The sequence below is a fragment of the Actinopolymorpha rutila genome (assembly GCF_013407855.1).
GTDB classification, from domain to species: domain Bacteria; phylum Actinomycetota; class Actinomycetes; order Propionibacteriales; family Actinopolymorphaceae; genus Actinopolymorpha; species Actinopolymorpha rutila.
On record NZ_JACBZH010000001.1, the window covers coordinates 4,721,190 to 4,738,756 of the forward strand.

Annotated in this window: 14 protein-coding genes; 4 read left to right on the forward strand and 10 right to left on the reverse strand. The window is 71.6% G+C overall.

Annotated elements, in window-relative coordinates; genetic code table 11:
• Positions 1-89: 89 nt before the first annotated feature.
• The gene (locus tag F4554_RS21060; protein ID WP_179789164.1) at positions 90-1,394 is read right to left on the reverse strand and encodes a CpaE/TadZ family protein; all 1,305 of its coding nucleotides are present in this window, start codon (positions 1,392-1,394) and stop codon (positions 90-92) included.
• 4 nt (positions 1,395-1,398) lie between these two features.
• Complete coding sequence (locus tag F4554_RS21065) at positions 1,399-2,070, reverse strand: hypothetical protein (RefSeq protein WP_179789165.1); 672 nt, start codon at positions 2,068-2,070, stop codon at positions 1,399-1,401.
• Between the two features lie 358 nt (positions 2,071-2,428).
• On the opposite strand from F4554_RS21065, the gene F4554_RS21070 reads away from it, so the two are divergent.
• Positions 2,429-2,662 (forward strand): helix-turn-helix domain-containing protein, encoded by a 234-nt coding sequence (locus tag F4554_RS21070; protein ID WP_238341371.1) that lies wholly within the window; start codon positions 2,429-2,431, stop codon positions 2,660-2,662.
• An 80-nt stretch (positions 2,663-2,742) separates the two neighbouring features.
• Here F4554_RS21070 and F4554_RS21075 read toward each other — a convergent pair whose 3' ends face one another.
• Entirely contained in the window at positions 2,743-3,297 is a 555-nt protein-coding gene (locus tag F4554_RS21075) for a hypothetical protein (protein WP_179789167.1), read from the reverse strand.
• A 389-nt stretch (positions 3,298-3,686) separates the two neighbouring features.
• Between F4554_RS21075 and F4554_RS21080 the strand changes: the two genes are divergently transcribed.
• Both F4554_RS21080 and F4554_RS21085 read left to right on the forward strand, forming a co-directional pair.
• Positions 3,687-4,511, forward strand: coding sequence for a LysM peptidoglycan-binding domain-containing protein (locus tag F4554_RS21080; protein ID WP_179789168.1), 825 nt, complete (start codon positions 3,687-3,689; stop codon positions 4,509-4,511).
• Between the two features lie 46 nt (positions 4,512-4,557).
• Positions 4,558-5,166: an Rv3235 family protein gene (locus F4554_RS21085; protein WP_179789169.1), complete on the forward strand. Its 609-nt coding sequence runs from the start codon at positions 4,558-4,560 to the stop codon at positions 5,164-5,166.
• A 259-nt stretch (positions 5,167-5,425) separates the two neighbouring features.
• Here F4554_RS21085 and secA read toward each other — a convergent pair whose 3' ends face one another.
• Entirely contained in the window at positions 5,426-8,254 is a 2,829-nt protein-coding gene (gene secA, locus F4554_RS21090) for a preprotein translocase subunit SecA (RefSeq protein WP_179789170.1), read from the reverse strand.
• Positions 8,255-8,484: 230 nt separating this feature from the next.
• On the opposite strand from secA, the gene F4554_RS21095 reads away from it, so the two are divergent.
• Entirely contained in the window at positions 8,485-9,612 is a 1,128-nt protein-coding gene (locus F4554_RS21095; RefSeq protein ID WP_179789171.1) for a GNAT family N-acetyltransferase, read from the forward strand.
• A 295-nt stretch (positions 9,613-9,907) separates the two neighbouring features.
• On the opposite strand, the gene F4554_RS21100 is transcribed toward F4554_RS21095, so the two are convergent.
• The 6 genes from F4554_RS21100 to mtrB form a co-directional block, all read right to left on the reverse strand.
• A complete protein-coding gene (locus tag F4554_RS21100; RefSeq protein WP_179789172.1) occupies positions 9,908-11,110 on the reverse strand; it encodes a DNA glycosylase AlkZ-like family protein in 1,203 nt (400 codons plus the stop codon).
• Positions 11,111-11,184: 74 nt separating this feature from the next.
• Positions 11,185-11,607, reverse strand: a complete 423-nt coding sequence (locus tag F4554_RS21105) for a response regulator transcription factor (RefSeq protein WP_179789173.1) — start codon at positions 11,605-11,607, stop codon at positions 11,185-11,187.
• A gap of 200 nt (positions 11,608-11,807) precedes the next feature.
• Positions 11,808-12,551 (reverse strand): ribosome hibernation-promoting factor, HPF/YfiA family, encoded by a 744-nt coding sequence (gene hpf, locus F4554_RS21110; RefSeq protein ID WP_179789174.1) that lies wholly within the window; start codon positions 12,549-12,551, stop codon positions 11,808-11,810.
• Positions 12,552-13,115: 564 nt separating this feature from the next.
• Complete coding sequence (locus F4554_RS21115; protein ID WP_179789175.1) at positions 13,116-13,865, reverse strand: ComF family protein; 750 nt, start codon at positions 13,863-13,865, stop codon at positions 13,116-13,118.
• Positions 13,862-15,652 carry an LpqB family beta-propeller domain-containing protein gene (locus F4554_RS21120; protein WP_179789176.1) on the reverse strand — a complete coding sequence of 597 codons (1,791 nt, stop codon included), beginning with the start codon at positions 15,650-15,652 and terminating at the stop codon, positions 13,862-13,864. Before F4554_RS21120 ends, F4554_RS21115 begins: the two co-directional genes overlap by 4 nt.
• Complete coding sequence (gene mtrB, locus F4554_RS21125; RefSeq protein ID WP_238341372.1) at positions 15,649-17,406, reverse strand: MtrAB system histidine kinase MtrB; 1,758 nt, start codon at positions 17,404-17,406, stop codon at positions 15,649-15,651. Before mtrB ends, F4554_RS21120 begins: the two co-directional genes overlap by 4 nt.
• Positions 17,407-17,567: the final 161 nt, after the last annotated feature.

Below are 17,567 nucleotides of genomic sequence, written 5' to 3' on the forward strand. Positions count from 1 at the left end.
GATCGTGGGCCGGACGCCGCGGCACGCGGCGGCGACGCCGGGAACTCGGGCTCGCCGGGTCGCGGCCAGGGCCAGGGGGTGTTGCACCCCTAGCGCTTGCGCGCCCGCCGGCGCTGCTTGGGCATGGTGATGCCCATCAGGTCCGCGGCCAGCGCGCGCAGCGGCACGCGGGCGGGCGACTTCGCGGCCACCTCCGACAAGGTGCGGCCCTGGGCCAGCGCGGTGTCGAACGAAACCCGGTCGTACGGAACGCACACCACCGAGTCGACGCCGACGTAGCGCCGCAGCGCGTCCCGGATCTGGCTCTCGGCGTCACCGCCCACCGGCCCCTTGCGTACGCCGTTGACGACCACCCGGATCACCGCGCCCGGCACCACCTCCCGCAGCTCCTCGATCCCCCGGATCAGCCGCTGCAGGCCGATCGGGTCGGCGGCGCCGACGGCGACGACGGTGTCGCAGAGCTCCAGGGTGGTGAGGGTCGCGCCGTTGCGGCGGGGAGCCGCGGTGTCGAAGGAGATCTCCTCGTCCTGTTCGAGGCTGAACCCGCAGTCGACCACGATGGCCGCGGCAAGCTGGCGGGACAGGTCCCAGACCTGCTCCAGCGCGCTGGCCCGCAGCTCCGGCCAGCGGTCGGCACGCTGGATGCCGGTGAGCACCCGCAGCCTGGGCAGCACCTCCCGCGCGTGCCGGGCCAGCGCGGGCAGGTCGAGGGTGCCGTTGTTGGCGGACCGGCAGGCGGCGGCGAGGCCGGGTGCCTCGTCCAGCAGGCCGAGGGTCTGGGCCACCACGCCGCCGTAGACGTCGGCGTCGGCGAGCAGGGTGGGTACGCCGAACAGCGAGAGCTCGGTGGCCACGGTGACCGCCACGGAGGTCCGGCCCGGCGCTCCGGTGGGTCCCCACACCGCGAGGAGCTGGCCGGTGCCCGTACCGGTTTCGTACGCCGGCACCTCCTCCGTAGGAGGCAGCGTCGGCATCGACCGGTGCGGGTCGGACATCCCGAACTCCGCCACCGGCACCGGCCCCGCGGTCTGCGCGACCTCCACCGCCTCGGCCACCGCCCCGGCGAGTACGTCGGCCGGGGCGTCGGCCGGGACGACCCTGCTGATGCCGAGCCGGCGCAGCCGGTCCTCCCCCGCCAGGTCTCCGGGCGTCACCACGCCCACCACCGCCACGCCTCCGGCCATCAGCTTGGCGACGGCGTCGCGGTCGAGTCGGCGCAGGTCGGCCGACAACAGCACGGCGCGGGCCTGCCCGGACTGGGCGGTCGCGAGCACGTCGGGCAGGTCGACGCAGCGCCGGACGACGTCCAGCCCGAGGGAGCTGCCTTCCAGCGCCGAAACGAGGTCGGACTCCCACTGTGCGCCGGTGACGGCGGTGAGGACGGGAAGGCTCACGGTGTCACCTCTTCGGTGCGACGTGCTTGACGAGGACGGCCCTGCCGCCGGAGACGTCGCCGACGAGCTGGTCGAGGGTGAACCCCTTGCTCATCTGGTCCAGCGCCACCCGCACGGTCGCGCTGGCGTCGCCGCCACCGCCGAACCCGCCGCCGGTGGGCAGGTCGACGACGATGACGTTGCTGGCGGCGAGGATGCCCTTGTCCGGACGGAACTTGTCGTCGTTGGCACGGACGACGTAGATGTCGACCCGGTCACCCTTGTGGATCGACTTGGGCAGGCCGGCCGCGGTCACCGGGATCGGCGTGTCCAGCAGCTGGTCGTCGGGGTGGTCGGTCCAGGCGTCCCGGGGAAGGAACTCACCCGGCCCGACCTCGCGGACTATCCGCGCACCGTCGGGGATCTGCGCGGTCGCCGAGACGTAGCGGTCGGCGTCGGACTGGCTGGTGAAGCGCACCTTTCGGGCCACCAGCTGACTCTGGGTGAGCGTGGCGGTCGGCGCCAGGGTCACGTCGTCCTTCACCGCCCAGATCTCGGCGGTCTTGTCCGACTGCGCGATCACCCGCGCGCCGAGCGCCATCGACGCGAGCACCAGCAGGATGCCGAGAAAGAGCTTGGGGTCGAGCCATCTGGGCCGCGACTGCCGAGTGGCCTTGGGCGACGGCGCATCCGACAAGGGGTTCCTCCGGGGTCATGGGTGCCGCGACGTCAGGTGGCCGCACATGCAGGGGCGGGCGCCGGCCGACGATCAGATGCCGATCGCATTGCCGACAGAACAGTACGACACCGATTGTCACGGAAGTACGGGCACACCTGCTCCCAAACCGGGCACACCTGTGGACAACCGGCCGGCCACCTCCTGGGCTGGCCTGAACCGGGCAGAAGGCGGCAGATCCCGTCACATGCGTGATCAGTCCGCCACAGCGTGGGGTATGGGAAGTGGGAACGCTCCCATGGACCTGTGGACAACCGAACGCAACCGCAAGCAAACACGTGGCAGACTGACAAGGCACCAAGCCCGGAAGGAGAACGCGTTGCCTGGCACGACAAGGTTCCTGCAGCTGGCCGATGTTGCCGAAGTGCTCAACATCTCGTCCGCGCAGGCCTACGCGTTGGTGCGCAGCGGCGAGCTTCCGGCGATCAAGGTCGGCGGCCGGGGCCAGTGGCGGGTCGAGGCGACCGCCCTGGAGACCTACATCGAGCGGATGTACTCCGAGACCCGCGACTTCATCACCACTCATCCCTACGGCAAGGCCGACGAGTTGTAAGGCGAGACCCGTTCCCCGGCAGTGCCCCCGTCCGGAGCGGCTGTCGCATCCGTCCGGCCGGACCGCCGGCGTTCAGCGCCTCACGAACGGCGAACGAACGCGACCCCACCGAACGGCACCGTCCGCACGCCCCTGACGTCGCGGGCGCGGCGGATCTCCGACGGGCCGTGCTCGGCCATCTCGAAGAAGTCCGCACCCACCCGGTCGATCGTGCCGGTGACCGTCGTGGAGTCGCGTAACGCGACCGCCACCGACGACCGGTCGCGCGCCACGCCGCGCAGGGCGTGGCCGAGCGTCAGTCGCGCCGCGACCTTCCCCTCGCTTCCCGGTGCGGCGGTGAGGTTGCCGAGTCCGGTGATGCCGGTGATGGAGTCCAGCGGCAGCAGCACCTCGAAGCGGAAGTCCTCCGCGACCAGCAGCCAGTCGGCACCCACACCGGAGACGTGCCCCGCGACCTTGCCGCCGCCGAGGGTGAAGACCGTCACCGGGTGACCGAATGCGGGTCGCAGTCGGTCGACCAGGCGGAACAACGCGACCTCGCGGCGGGTCCGGTCGGCGACCTCGGAGGCGAGTTCGGCCGCCTCCAGCTCCTCCATCTGGGAGTCGAGGTCGGCGAAGAGACTTTCCCAGCGCACGCGCCCCACCGTACTTCCTCGCCGGCCGGTGATGATCGCGACCCGACCGAGGCCCCTTCTCGGAGCCCGTTCGGCGCGAACAGATCCCAGTGCAAGCAAACACAAGCAAACGAAATCAAGTTCCGGCCAGTACGGCGTAATCGAGGCTGGCCGAGGCGTCCGGAGAGGGTCACACCGCACCAATCCGGGTGATTTTTCCGATCGGTCCCGGCCTCCTCCCTACCCCGTCTCCAGGCGTGCCAGTGCGTGAAAGCGCAGGTCAGAGCGTCATCAGCAAGCCACGATCATCCCGAGGTGGCCGCTCGGCGGCCTGCACGCGTGTTGACAGCCCAGCGAACCGCAGAGTATGAAAGCAAACGCAAGCAAACGAATGCTTCGGAGGCCAAGTCATGCGGATCGTCCGCCGGGTCGTCTCGCCCATCGGCGTGCTGCTCGCCTTCCTCGTCGGCGCCTGGGCCCTTCGCTGGCTCACCGCCGGCAGCCTGACGGCGGTGCGAGACGGTGCCCTGACGTTCGACGCGCTCCTGGTCTTCGTCGTCGCGGTGCTCGCCTGGGCCTGCTTCGCCTGGCTGGCGTTCGGCACCGTGCTGATGGCGCTGTCCGCACTGCCCGGCGCGATCGGGGCCGCCTGCGGCTCACTGGCCGAACGCGTCACCCCGGCCTTCTACCGGCGGGCGGCCCGCGTCGCGCTCGGCCTGTCCGTGGCCGCCGGCCCGGTGCTCGGATCGCTGCCCGCCAACGCAGCCACGGTCGACCAGCCCACCCAGGCCGCCGCGGCCGCGCAGATGCTGCCCGGCCTCGACCGTCCCGGCACCATCGACAGCCAGCTTCCCGGCGGCATCCAGCTGCCCGACCTCGACCGCCCCGGCGGCACCGACATCCGCAACTCCCAGCTCCCCATGCCGGACCGCCCGAGCTCCGCGAGTTCCGGCCGGATCGGTTTCGACCGGGCCGGGCTGCCCAATCCCGACCGGCCGGCGACCGCCGACCCAGTCACCCGGGCACCGGTGCGCGGCGCCGACACCCGGCAGCAGATCGTCGTCAAACGCGGCGACAACCTCTGGAACATCGCCAAGCAGCACCTGCCCGAGAACGCCAGCAACGCAGAGATCAACCGCGAGTGGCACCGGTGGTACGACGCCAACCGGCAGGTCATCGGGGACAACCCCGATCTGATCCAGCCCGGTCAGATCCTTTCCCCACCCCAGTCCTGACCACGGCCCGACCACCACACCTCTCACATCGATCGGGGGACCCACGATGATCGCAACCCAGCAGCCGCTGCCGGTCGCGAGGGAGACCGTCCGGCCGTTGCCCCGCCGGATCCCGACTCCCTCCACCGAGCCCGCCTACGACGACGAGCACGCAGCCGACCGGGCAGGTGGCCCGCTGACCCACGGGGCGCTGGCGCTGGACCTGGCCGTCGCCGACCGGGCGGCTGCCGCGACGCGCCACCTCAGCGTCGTCGGCGGCCGGCACACCCTCCGCGACCGCGACGACCCGTTCTTCGCTCCCCAGCAGACCCCGCGGGTGGCGCTACCCGACCCTCGGTCATGGTCGCGACGGTTCGTCCAGGCACTGGTGGAGGTCCTGTCCGGTGACCGGCCGGCCTCCCAGCTGCTGCGGTGGACCGACCACCGGGTCTACAACGACGTCCTGAACCGCGTGCGCGCGCTCTGCCCGCCCGGTTCGGCCCAGCGCGGCGACCGCGGCCGGGCGATGGTCCGTTCGGTGCACGTGTGCGAACCCCGTGACGGGGTCGCCGAGGTGGCCGTGCACGTCAACCACGGCGGACGGTCACGCGCGGTGGCGGTTCGGCTGGAGGGGCTGGACGGCCGCTGGCGGTGCACCGCACTCCAGCTGGGCTAGGGCCTGCCCTGACCAACCGGCGCACCTCACCATGAGCCCGCCGGCTCCGATGCACGGGGGAACCAACCAAAGCATCGGGGCCGGCGGTTCCACGTCCGCTCACATTCCGGGTACGCGCGCACGGGGGTTCCAGGCCCGCGCGCAAACAGTGGTCTTCCGGCCCGCACCAACGCCGGACGCCGCGCACCCCCTCCTCCGAATGGAGTGCGCGGGTACGCGGCGTCGGTCAGGGCGTCGCGTCAGGGAGTGTCTCGGCGGCTCAGTCGTTCATCCGGGCGCGAGCCTTCGGGTCACCGTGGCAGCGCTTGTACTTTCGGCCGGAGCCGCAGGGGCACATCGCGTTGCGCGACGTACCGGCGTACTCGAGGTCCGCGCCGGAGCCGTTGCCGGTCGCGCCGTTACCTGCAACCCTCCCGCCGGACTCGCTGCGCTGCTCCACGCCACCCTCGCCGTCCACCGTCGGCGCGGTGTAGTTGAGCCGGGTCGGCCGCTGCGGTGCGGACAGGCCGCGGGCCACCACGTGCGGGTGCTCCTCGACCTCCGCGGCGGCCGCCTCTTCCAGGGCGGCTTCCTCGGCGGTCGGGGCGGTGGGCTCGGCGACCTGCACCTCGAGGTTGAACAGGTAGCCGACGGACTCCTCCTTGATGGCGTCCATCATGGCCATGAACAGGTCGTAGCCCTCGCGCTGGTACTCCACCAGCGGGTCGCGCTGGGCCATCGCCCGCAGCCCGATCCCCTCGCGGAGGTAGTCCATCTCGTAGAGGTGCTCACGCCACTTGCGGTCCAGGACCGACAGGATGACCCGGCGTTCGAGCTCGCGCAGCACCTCGGCGCCGAGCTCGCTCTCCCGGCGGGCGTAGGCGTCGTGGATGTCCTCGCGTAGCTGCTCGATCAGGAACTCGCGGGTGACCCCGCCACGGCCGCCGCAGTCCTCCTCGATGTCGGCCACACTGACCCCGACCGGGTAGATCTGCTTCAGGTCGGTCCACAGCTGGTCGAGGTCCCAGTCCTCGGCGTATCCCTCGGTGGCGCCGGTGACGTAGGACTCCACCGTGTCGTCGAGCATCGGGCCCACCTGGTCGTGGACGTCCTCGCCCTCGAGCACCCTGCGGCGCTCGTCGTAGATCACGTGCCGCTGGCGGTTGAGCACGTCGTCGTACTTCAGGACGTCCTTGCGGATCTCGAAGTTCATCGACTCGACCTGCGCCTGGGCGGAGGCGATCGCGCCAGTGACCCGCTTGTTCTCGATCGGCATGTCGTCGGGGATCTTCAGGCTGGTGAGTACCCAGTCGACCCAGTCGGACTTGAACCGCCGCATCAGCTCGTCCTCGAGCGAGAGGTAGAAGCGGCTCTCCCCCGGGTCGCCCTGACGGCCGGACCGGCCGCGCAGCTGGTTGTCGATCCGGCGGGACTCGTGCCGCTCGGTGCCGAGGACGTACAGTCCGCCGACCTTGGTCACCTCGTCGTGCTCGGCCTGCACCAGCTTCCGGTGCCGCTCCAAGGTGGGGCCCCACGCCTGTTCGTACTGCTCGGCGTGCTCCACCGGGTCGATGTCGAGGTCGCGCAGCTCGGCGTCGGCCAGGAACTCCGCGTTGCCGCCGAGCATGATGTCGGTGCCGCGCCCGGCCATGTTGGTGGCCACGGTGACCGCGCCCTTGCGCCCCGCCTGGGCCACGATCGCTGCCTCCCGGGCGTGGTGCTTGGCGTTCAACACCTCGTGCGGGACACCGCGCCGCTTCAGCAGTGACGACAACAGCTCGGACTGCTCGACGCTGGTGGTGCCGACGAGGACCGGCTGACCCTCGGCGTTGCGTTCGGCGATGTCGTCCACGACCGCGGTGAACTTCGCGTCCGCGGTGCGGTAGACGAGGTCGCCCTGGTCGGCCCGGACCATCGGCTTGTTGGTCGGGATGGGCACGACGCCCAGGCCGTAGATCTTGTTGAACTCCGACGCCTCCGTCATGGCGGTACCCGTCATGCCGGAGAGCTTGTCGTAGAGGCGGAAGAAGTTCTGCAGCGTGATCGTGGCGAGAGTTTGGTTCTCGTCCTTGATCGGCGCGCCCTCCTTGGCCTCGATCGCCTGGTGCAGGCCCTCGTTGTAGCGGCGGCCGTGCAGCATGCGGCCGGTGTGCTCGTCGACGATCAGCACCTCGCCGTCGACGACGACGTAGTCCTTGTCCCGGGTGAAGAGCTCCTTCGCGCGGATCGCGTTGTTGAGGAACTGCACCAGCGGGGTGTTGGCCGCCTCGTAGAGGTTGTCGATGCCGAGGTTGTCCTCGACCTTGTCGATGCCCGGCTCCAGCACGCCGACCGTGCGCTTCTTGATGTCGACCTCGTAGTCGACGTCGACCCGCATCCGGGTGACCAGCCGGGCGAACTCCTCGTACCACTTCGAGCTCTGCTCTGCCGGGCCGGAGATGATCAGCGGCGTGCGCGCCTCGTCGATGAGGATGGAGTCGACCTCGTCCACGATCGCGAAGTGGTGGCCGCGCTGGACGCACTCGTCCAGGCTCCAGGCCATGTTGTCGCGCAGGTAGTCGAAACCGAACTCGTTGTTGGTGCCGTAGGTGATGTCACACGCGTACGCCTCGCGGCGCTCGGCCGGGGTCATGTGCGCCAGGATCACGCCCACCGTCAGTCCGAGGAAGTGGTGGATGCGGCCCATCCACTCACCCTGGTACTGCGCGAGGTAGTCGTTGACCGTGATGATGTGCACGCCCTCGCCGGGCAGCGCGTTGAGGTAGGCGGCCAGCGTGGAGACCAGCGTCTTGCCCTCACCGGTCTTCATCTCGGCGATGTTGCCGAGGTGCAGCGCGGCTCCACCCATGACCTGCACGTCGAAGTGACGCTGCTTCACGGTGCGCTGGGCGGCCTCGCGCACGGCGGCGAACGCCTCCGGCAGGATGTCGTCGAGCGTTTCGCCGTCCGCGAGCCGGCTGCGGAACTCCTCGGTCATGCCGCGCAGCTCGGCGTCCGTCATCGAATGGAAGTCCGCTTCGATGGAGTTGACCTGTTTGGCGATCGACTGCAGCTTCCGGAGGGTCTTCCCCTCACCGGCGCGCAGGATCTTGTCGAGCAGGGCAGGCACGGACTCTTGACTCCTCGTCGTTGCGGTGTCGCCTACATTCCGTCAGAGGTTGTGTCGTAGGTGTGCATCCAACACCCGCGACGCGCCTTTGGCCATCGTAGGCGACGCTCACGGCCACGGTAGGCGACGGCCGCCGCCGCGCCGCACCCGCCCGCGATCGTGCCGGACGGCATTTCCCCGACTTACCCCACTTTGCCCGCCCCCGCTCTCTTACACCAGGATCGTCAGCCATGGATCCCGTGCGTCTTCCCGCCGGCCCGGTCGTCCTTCGTCCGCACCACGACGACGACATCGCCGGCGTCCTCGACCAGTGCACCGACCCCGAGACCCAGGCCTGGACCACGGTGCCCTCCCCCTACACCGCCGCGCACGCCGGGCAGTACGTCCGCGAGTCGGTGCCCGCCGGGTGGCGGGAGGAGTCCTACCTCGCCCTCGCGGTCGCCGACGCTCGGTCCGATGAGTTCCTGGGGTCCGTCGACCTGCGCCTGGACGAGGCCGGCGGCGCGGAGGTGGGCTTCGGGCTGCGCCGGTCCGCGCGCGGGCGTGGGGTGATGACGGCGGCCGTACGAGCCGTGCTGCAGTGGGCGTTCGCGTCCACCGGTCTGGACCTCGACATCGTTCACTGGCGGGCGCAGATCGGCAACTGGCCGTCCCGCCGGGTCGCGTGGCGGTGCGGCTTCCGGGTCGAGGGCACGGTCCGTGGCCTGTGCGTGGCACGGGGACGCAGGTACGACGGCTGGATCGGCTCACTGCGCTCGGGTGACCCGCGCGAGCCGGGCGCACCCTGGTATCCCGTACCCACCCTGCGCGGTGAACGCTGCGTGCTGCGGCGCTTCCGGGACACCGACGTGCCCGCCGTCCTCGCGGCGTGCTCGGACCCGGTGACGCAGCACTGGCTCGGCGCACTCCCCCGCCCCTACACCGTGGCGGCGGCCCTCGGCTACATCCAGAGCCGGGAGGAGGAGCACGCGAGCGGGCGCGGCATCTACTGGGTGGCCGCCGACCCGGACACCGACGAGTGCGTGGGCTCGTTCGGGCTGATGGACATCGACCGGACCACCGGCAGCGGCGAGATCGGCTACTGGGTTCACCCCGCCGCGCGGGGACGCGGAGTGGCCACCGAAGCGACCCGGCTGATCGTGCGGCACGCGGCCGTGGCAGCCGAGGACGGCGGGCTCGGACTGCGGCTTGTGACGTTGCGCGCCGCCACCGGCAACACCGCCTCGCAACGAGTCGCCGAACGCGCCGGCTTCCGCCGGGCGGGAGTGTGGCGGGCGGCCGAACGACTCGGTGACGGCAGCTTCGACGACCTGGTGGGCTACGACCGGCTCACCGACGAGGTGACGGCCCCGAGATGACGTGCTGGGAAGGCGGCCCTGAGATGGCGCACCGAGCTGAGGCGCTGAGATGCCGCGCTCGGCGGACCGAGGAAATGCGAGGGGCGGCCGTACCCACGCCGGACGGCCGCCCCAAGTGATCCCGGTGGCCTTCGTCGCCGGCACCCCCTCGTGAGGTCGGCCACGCGACGTGGCCCCGCCGAGTGCGTGTCCGAGCATGCCACCACCCCGGCGCGTTGGGGAAGCCGGGGGGACGATTCCGCGACTCAAAAACGGCCGTACCGCCGAACGTCCTTCGCGGCCGGCAGTGGCCGGGTCAGGCGAGCAGCGCCTTGCGCAGTGGTGTGGCCAGCTCGCCCTGCTCGTGAACGTCGACGTCCGAAAGCCCGAGCCACGCGGCCATCGCGGTCAGCTCGGCGGCCAGCTCCGGTGCGGTGTCCGGTGGTGCGTGGTCCTCGGCGTGGGCGGAACGCACCCGCAGCACCCCGGCCGCGCGGTCGGCCTTGAGGTCGACCCGGGCCACCAGCCGGTCGCCCAGCAGGAACGGCAGGACGTAGTAGCCGTAGACGCGTTGCGGTGCCGGAACGTAGATCTCGATGCGGTAGCGGAAGCCGAACAGCTGCTCGGTGCGGGTGCGTTCGAAGACCAGTGAGTCGAACGGGCCGACGAGAGCGCGGGCGCGGACGCGGCGGGGCAGTCGCGCCTCCGCGTGGAGGTAGGCGGGGCGGTTCCAGCCCTCCACCCGGGCCGGCAGCAGCTCGCCCGCGTCCACGAGCTGGCCGACCGCGACGCCGGCCTCGGCCGCGGACAGCCGGAAGTAGTCGCGCAGGCACTGCAGAGTGGCGACGCCGTAGGCGCGGGCGGCGATCCGGACCAGCTCCCGGTGTGCCTCCTCCACCGAGGGTGTCGACGTGGCGATCACCGCCGCCGGAAGCACGCGCTCTGGCAGGTCGTAGACCCGCTCGAACGCGGAATTGCGGCGCGCCGAGGTGATCTCGCCGCAGTAGAACAACCACTCCAGCGCCGTCTTGACCGCGCTCCAGTTCCATCCCCAGTGGTCCTTGCGGCGGGGCACGTCGTGCTCGATCTCCCGCGCGGTGAGCGGGCCACGGTCGCGAACCTCGGAGTGGACCCACTGCACGAAGTCGGGCTGCTCGTCGGCGATGCGCCGCACCGATCCCCAGGCCTGGGAGCTCGCGCGGTCCATCCGGAACCGAAGCGCGGGCTGGGTGGAGACCGGGACCAGCGACGCCACGTGCGCCCAGTACTCGAACAGACGCCGCGGCGCCCGGCCGCTCGCCCGGTCGAGCAGGCTGGTGGGGTATGCCCCCAGGCGGCTCCACAGCGGGAGGTAGTGGGCCCTGCTCACGACGTTGACCGAGTCGATCTGGAGCAGGCCGATCCTGCGCAGCACGCGGTCGAGGGAGCGGGCGTCGGGAACGCCGCGCGGTCTGGGGTCGGCGAACCCCTGGGCGGCCAGGGCGACCCGCCGGGCCTGGGCAACGGTGAGGTGTTCCACGGCAGCACATGCTGGCACGCACCACCGACAACCGACCAGACCGATACCGGCTCAGGCGGCGGTAACGGACCGGCTCAGGCGGCGTCGCGGTTGGCCACCGCCCGGATCACCGCGGCCACGTCGTCGACCGGGCTGTCCCGGGGCACCTGCCCGTCGGTCCCGGCCGAGCCGGTGACCTCGGCGAGCTCCGACGCGGACAGCACCGCACCCTCGGTGAGCAGGACGATGCGGGTGGTGGGAAGCAGCGACTTGAGCCGGCGGCACACCTCGCCGACCGCCCGGGACCCGCGTCGCAGAAGTACGACGTCGGGCAGGCGTTCGGCGACGGCTCGTTCCGCCGCCCGGCCGTCGCCGGCCTCACCGACGACCTCGATGTCGTGTTCCTGGTCCAGCAGCAGTCGTAGACCCCTGCTGAGCAACTCCTGGCCGTCGACGAGGAGTACCCGAAGAGGACTCGGGACCCCCGTCCCGGCCACCAAGCGTGCGGCGGTGGTCACCGAGGCATGATGACATGGCATCTCGCCGCTTTCAGCACCTTTTGCTACGAACGTTCCGTCCATCACAGGACTCCGCATGTGTCTCGGCTGGGTCTGGGCCAAGAGCGCGGCACGTGCTGCGTCGGCGGCACCTGTCTCGCGCCCGGCCGGCCCCGGGGTCCGGGGCCGGCCGCAAGATCCGCGTGGCGACTACGGCGCCCTCAGGATCGGCGTTCGGCCGCGGCGACAGCCGCGGCGGCGTGCTCCTCCTCCAGTCGGATCACTCCGTAGTCGTAACCCCGGCGACGGTAGACGACGCTCGGGCGCTGGCTGTCGGCGTCGATGAAGAGGTAGAAGTCGTGCCCGACCAGCTCCATCTCGTACAGCGCCTGGTCCAGGGCCATCGGCACGGCCGCGTGTTCCTTCACCCGGACCACGAGCGGTCCGTCGCCGGTCACCTCGATGCCCGCGACGACCTCGGTGTCGGACCGGCCGTCGGCCTCGCCCACACCGTTGGGTTCGGCGTAGCGGATGTAGTCCTCGTCGGACTCGTCCTCGGCGGCGGACCTGCTTCCGGAACGCCGGCCGTTGAGCTCGTGCACCGCGGCCGTCTGCTCCATGGCGGGTCCGGTCGCCTCCGCGACCGACATGGGGGTACGGGAGCCGTGGTGCACCCGTCGCCGGTCGGCCGCCTTTCGCAGCCTGGCGAGCAACTTGTCGAGTGCCAGATCGAGTGCGGCGAACCGGTCCGCGGCGGACGCCTCCGCGCGCACCAGTGGGCCGCGCGAGTAGACGGTCAGCTCGACGCGTTCGGATTCTCCCGCGCGCGTGCGCTCCTTGCAGACCTCGATCTCGATCCGACTGGCCCGGGCGGTGAACCGCTCCAGACGCGTCAGCTTCTCCTCGACGTGACGACGGAACCGATCGGTCACCGCGCAGTGCCGACCAACGACCACAACGTCCACGTGAACCTCCCCAACTGTCGTACTGCTCCGGGGTTCTGCACCTCACCGGCCTACCGTTGGGAGGACCGGTAAGGCGTGTTCAGGTCATACCCGCTCCAGGTTGCGAATATGACGATGGATGGGAACTGGATGGGATCTGGGTGTTGTGTGGAAGGCACCCGCCCGGCCGACCTGGTCTTCGTCCCCACATCCGCCTGCGGAGGGTTTCGCGGCGGCGAGTTTGCTGGATGCCACTACTCCCCTTCTCCCGGTTCGGAGGGCATCTGACCCTCCGTCGAGGCAGGGCTTACTTCTAAGCCGCACCGTGATCGGTCGACGAGAAGTCGCCTTACGTGGGCCGTTTCGCCTGCGGCTGGCATCGGCTTGCCGGAACGCGGCCGACGAGTCGACCTGTCGTCCGGCGCAACCACGGACCCGGGCGGGTGCCATGTCGAAACGCTAGCGCTCCGGGCCGCTTCCCGGAACCCGGGAAACTACGGGTATGTCACGAGGTGCGGAGTGCGACCACGACACTCCCCGGAACACGTCCCTCGACACGCACCGGGACACGCCCGGGATGTGCGCTCAGACCGGACCTGGTCCGGGGACGGCGGCCGGCCGCCGGCGTCTGGTCGCCGCCACCACGGCGGCAGCGCGGACGTGCACCCCGGTCGCCCGCAACACCCTGGTCGCCTCCGCGAGGGTCGCGCCGGTGGTGAGTACGTCGTCGACCAGCAGGACGGTCCGGCCGGTCAGCAGGTCGCGGGCCCGGGACCGGACGACGAACGCGCCGGCGAGGTTGGCGCGGCGGGCGCGGGCGTCCAGTCCGGCCTGGTCGGCCACTCGGCGGCCGACGGCCAGCGCGGACCGCACCGTCACCGGCAGCCCTGCCCGCCGGGCCGCACGGGCCGCCCGGCCCACGATGCGTGAGAGCGGGTCGTGGCCGCGGCGGCGGGTGACGGCGGTGCTGGACGGGATCGGGACCAGTACCACCGGCCGGCGCGACGTGGCGGCGGCCACCGCGGTCGCCAGGGCCGCTCCGAGCGGGCCCGCGAGGCTGGTCCGGCCGCGCTCCTTGTGCGCGAGCAGGGCGGCCCTGGGCACTCCGGCGTACGACGCGACGGCCCAGACCGGCGGTAGACCGGGCGGCACGGGGTCGGGCTCGGTCGCGAACGCGGGCGCCCGCAGAGCGGGCGCGCACCGCACGCACAGGGCCCGGCCCGGGCGGCCGCACCCCACGCACCGGCAACCGAGGACCAGATCGGCCAGATCGTCGCGAACCAACCGGTCGGCGTAGGCGAGCAGGCGCGCGGCGGGCGGCGGGTGACCGGTCATCCGGGGTAGGCCGGGCAACGGCCCGCCCCCTGGTTGCTCCACATGTACGTCTTGTCCTCCCGCTGCAGCACCCCGTCGCTCCCGGCCAGCAACACCGACTGGCCGGGTGCGGCCGCCAGGGCCGTGGAGTCGGGGCCGGTGAGCGGGGTCACGGAGTAGCCGTCCACGCTCACCTGGATGGCGCGCGAGGCGCCTGCCTGGCCCTCCGAACCGATCACCGTCACCTCGTCGAGCTGGGACCAGGCGAGGTCGGTCATCCTCGTGAGGTCCAGCGGAAGCTCGCGCAGGCCGCGGATGGCAAGCCCCTCGCCGCGCTCCACCCGGCCCACCATCAGGACGGTTCGTTTGCCGTGCTGGACGAGCACGGCCGCCCGGGAGCCCTCCCGGGAGATCTTCAGCGCGCGGACGTCCTTGCCGTTGAGCCCGGGCGCGTCCACCGCGCTGAGGCGGTCGCGTTCGTCGAGGACCTCGATCCGGGCGCGGCCGCGGTTGCGGTCGACCATCCACAGCTTGCCCGTACGGTCCCAGGACGGCTCCAGGATGTCCCGCCCCTGCCAGGCTGTGCGTGGCAGGGAACGGTTGGCGCCGTAGAGGTTGACCTTCCTGCCGTCGGTGGACACCGCGGCCAGCCAGTCGGCCGAGCTGCGCGGGTCCTCCGGACCGAGGCCGCCCGGTGAGCTGCGCTCGCCGAAGATCCCCACCGCGATCGAGCGGGCCCGGACCTGATGGCCGGCCAGGCTGCCCACCGGCACCGTCCGGTCGGAGCCGACGAGGACGACCTTGCGGTCGTTGAGGGCGTACGCGCCCGTGGCCGCACCGGCCACCTTGGGGTCGTAGGTGGCCCACTGGTCGGCGCTGGTGGTGTTGGAGCCGCCGTTGCCGCTGATGCTGAACGGCGCCCGGCCGGCCGTCACCTCGATCTTCCTGACCTGTGGCACCTGGTCGAGGGTCCAGCTCAGCTGGGCGAGCAGATAGCGCCGCTGCGGCTCGTACAGACTGTCGACCCGCGGGTCGAGGTCGACGGTGGCGACGTTCCCGTCGACGGTCACCGACGGGGCGGCGAGCGTGGTGCGTTCGGGGAACGCCGTTCGCACCGACGGCTTCAACCACACGGAGGGCCCGCGCAGCAACGCGTTGACCAGCAGGGTCTCCACGTGGCTACGGATCGGCAGGTAGATCGGGTCGGGAACGAGGATCTCGAAGTTGGGGTCGAAGAAGTACAGGTTGTAGGAGTCGTACTCCCGCTGGAAGTTGTAGATCGACATCACCAGGGCGCCCGGCGGACGGCCGACCCGCCACTGGCCGGCCACCTTCGTCATCCCGAGGTCCAGCCGCAGCCGTTCACCGGGGCGCGCCGACGTCCAGTCGCCGTTGACGCCGAGGCCGCCGATCTTCCGCACGTCGATGGACACCTTGCCGGACTTCGGCTCGGCGAGGGGCACGGGGGTGCTGTCGTAGACGAACACCTGGTTGGGCTGCCAGCGTTCGCTCATCGCCGGCGTGAGGTACTTGCGGGCGACGGGCTGGCCGGCCTGGTAGCTCGCCATCGCGTCGAGGAAGCCGCGGGCGACCTGCTGGGGGCTGTCGCCGGGCTCGGGGCCGTTGACCAGAACGGGCAGCGAGGTCTCGGTGGCCGCCTGGGTGCCCATCGGCTCGAACATCACCGGGCCGCTGCTCGGAACGGTCGAACAACCCGCGACCAGGGCGACCAGCGACACCGCCAGCGCGACCGCCCCGGCCATGGAGAGCCGGTGTCGACGGCCCGGCCGGCGCGCCTCGGCCGTCACCGGGCACCTCCCCCGGTGCCGCCGGACTGCGTCGACGACGGCGCGGACGAGGAGGACGGCGACGTCGTTGACGTGGCCGAGGTCGAGGAAGGCGGCGCAGCCGGCGGGGACGAACCCGGGCCGAGCGCCCTGGGGGTGGCGGCACGCGCGAGTCGCGGCGGCCCGCCCTCCCCGGGAACCAGTGCGATCGGTGAGTGGTCGAGCGTGTCGCCGACCGTGCGCGGAAGCGTGAGCCGGAAGTGGGCACCGCGCCCTGGCTCACCCCAGGCCTGCAGCCAGCCGCCGTGCAACAGGACGTCCTCGAGCGCGATGGCGAGACCCAGGCCGGTGCCTCCGGTGGTGCGTGCCCGGGCCGGGTCGGCCCGCCAGAAGCGTTCGAAGACCATCGCCGACTCCCCCGGTTTGAGGCCGATGCCGTGGTCGCGGACGGACACCGCGGCCGCCTCGCCGTCACCGGCGACGCTTACGACGACGTCCCGGCCCTCGCCGTACTCGATCGCGTTGATGACGAGGTTGCGGAGCACGCGCTCGATACGGCGCGAGTCCATCTCCGCCACCACCGCCGTGTGCGGCAGATGCAGGTCGAGCCCGCTGCCCTTGCGTACGGCGATGGGCCGGGCCGCGTCGACCACCCGGCGGACGATCTCGCGCAGGTCGGCGTCCTCCAGGACGAGCGCGGCCGCTCCGGCGTCGAACCTGCTGATCTCCAGCAGGTCGCCGAGCAGCGCCTCGAACCGGTCCAGCTCGGCCTGCAACAGCTCGCTGGCCCGGCCCACGCCGGGGCCGAACTCCTTCCTCGCCTCGTACAGCACGTCGGCGGCCATCCGCACCGTGGTGAGCGGTGTCCGCAGCTCGTGGGACACGTCGGAGACGAACCGGCGCTGAACGCGGGACAGCTCCTCCAGCTGGCGGATCTGGCGCTGGAGGCTGGTCGCCATCTGGTTGAAGGAGCCGGCGAGCCGGGCGAGGTCGTCCTCGCCGCGCACCCGCATCCGCTGGTCGAGCAGGCCGGCGGCGAGGCGTTCGGCGACCTGGCGGGCCAGCCGGACCGGCGTCACCACCTGGCGGGTGACGAACCACGCCACACAGCCGAGCAGGACGACGATCAGCACACCGACCGCGACCAGCGACCGCCGCAGGAGGTTCAGGGTGTCCTGCTGTTGCTGGAGGTCGAAGAGGTAGTAGATGTGGAGGGTGGCCCCACTGCGCGGCTCCACCAGCTGGGAACCGACCGCGATGCCGGGGCTGTCCGGCTCGTTTGCCCGCCGGATCATGGTGTAGCGGTAGGCCACCTTGCCGCTCTGGACCTGGGCCCGCAGGTCGGCCGGGACGCTGCTGGGCAGAACCGTCGCCCGGGTCGAACGCGCCACCGTCTGCGATCCGCCCTCGGCGGGCAGGACGTCGAGCACCACGTCGTACAACCCGCCGGACGCACCGCGCAGCGCGATGTCCTGGGCCAGCTGGGTGGTGAGCTCGCTCGGGTCTCCGCTCGGCTCGGCGGCGTCGATCGCGGCCTGGGCGGACCGGAAACCCGCGGACGCCTCCCCCACTGAGGCGACCACCTTGGCGTGCACCACGCCGTCGGTCACCTGGCGCAGCAGGATCCACCCGACGAACACGGTGACCAGCGCCGAGAGAACCAGCGTGCCGGTGACCACCCTCAGGTGCAGCGACCGGCGCCAGACACCGGCCGGCCGGCGGGCGAGGCGTGCCGCCGGTCGGAGGATGCTGGCCAGGGTCTGCATGCGGGGCATCCAGGAAGGCTCGAAGGGCTGCGCCGTGCGGGTGACGGGCAGGTGGCGCGCGGAGAGTCACCGTGACACAGTGGTGCGCCGCGGTGACAGGTGGTCCGCCCGGCGCCGGGGTCGGCGGCGGCCGGCGAACCGCTCCGATGGTACGTCCGGGCGCCGACAGC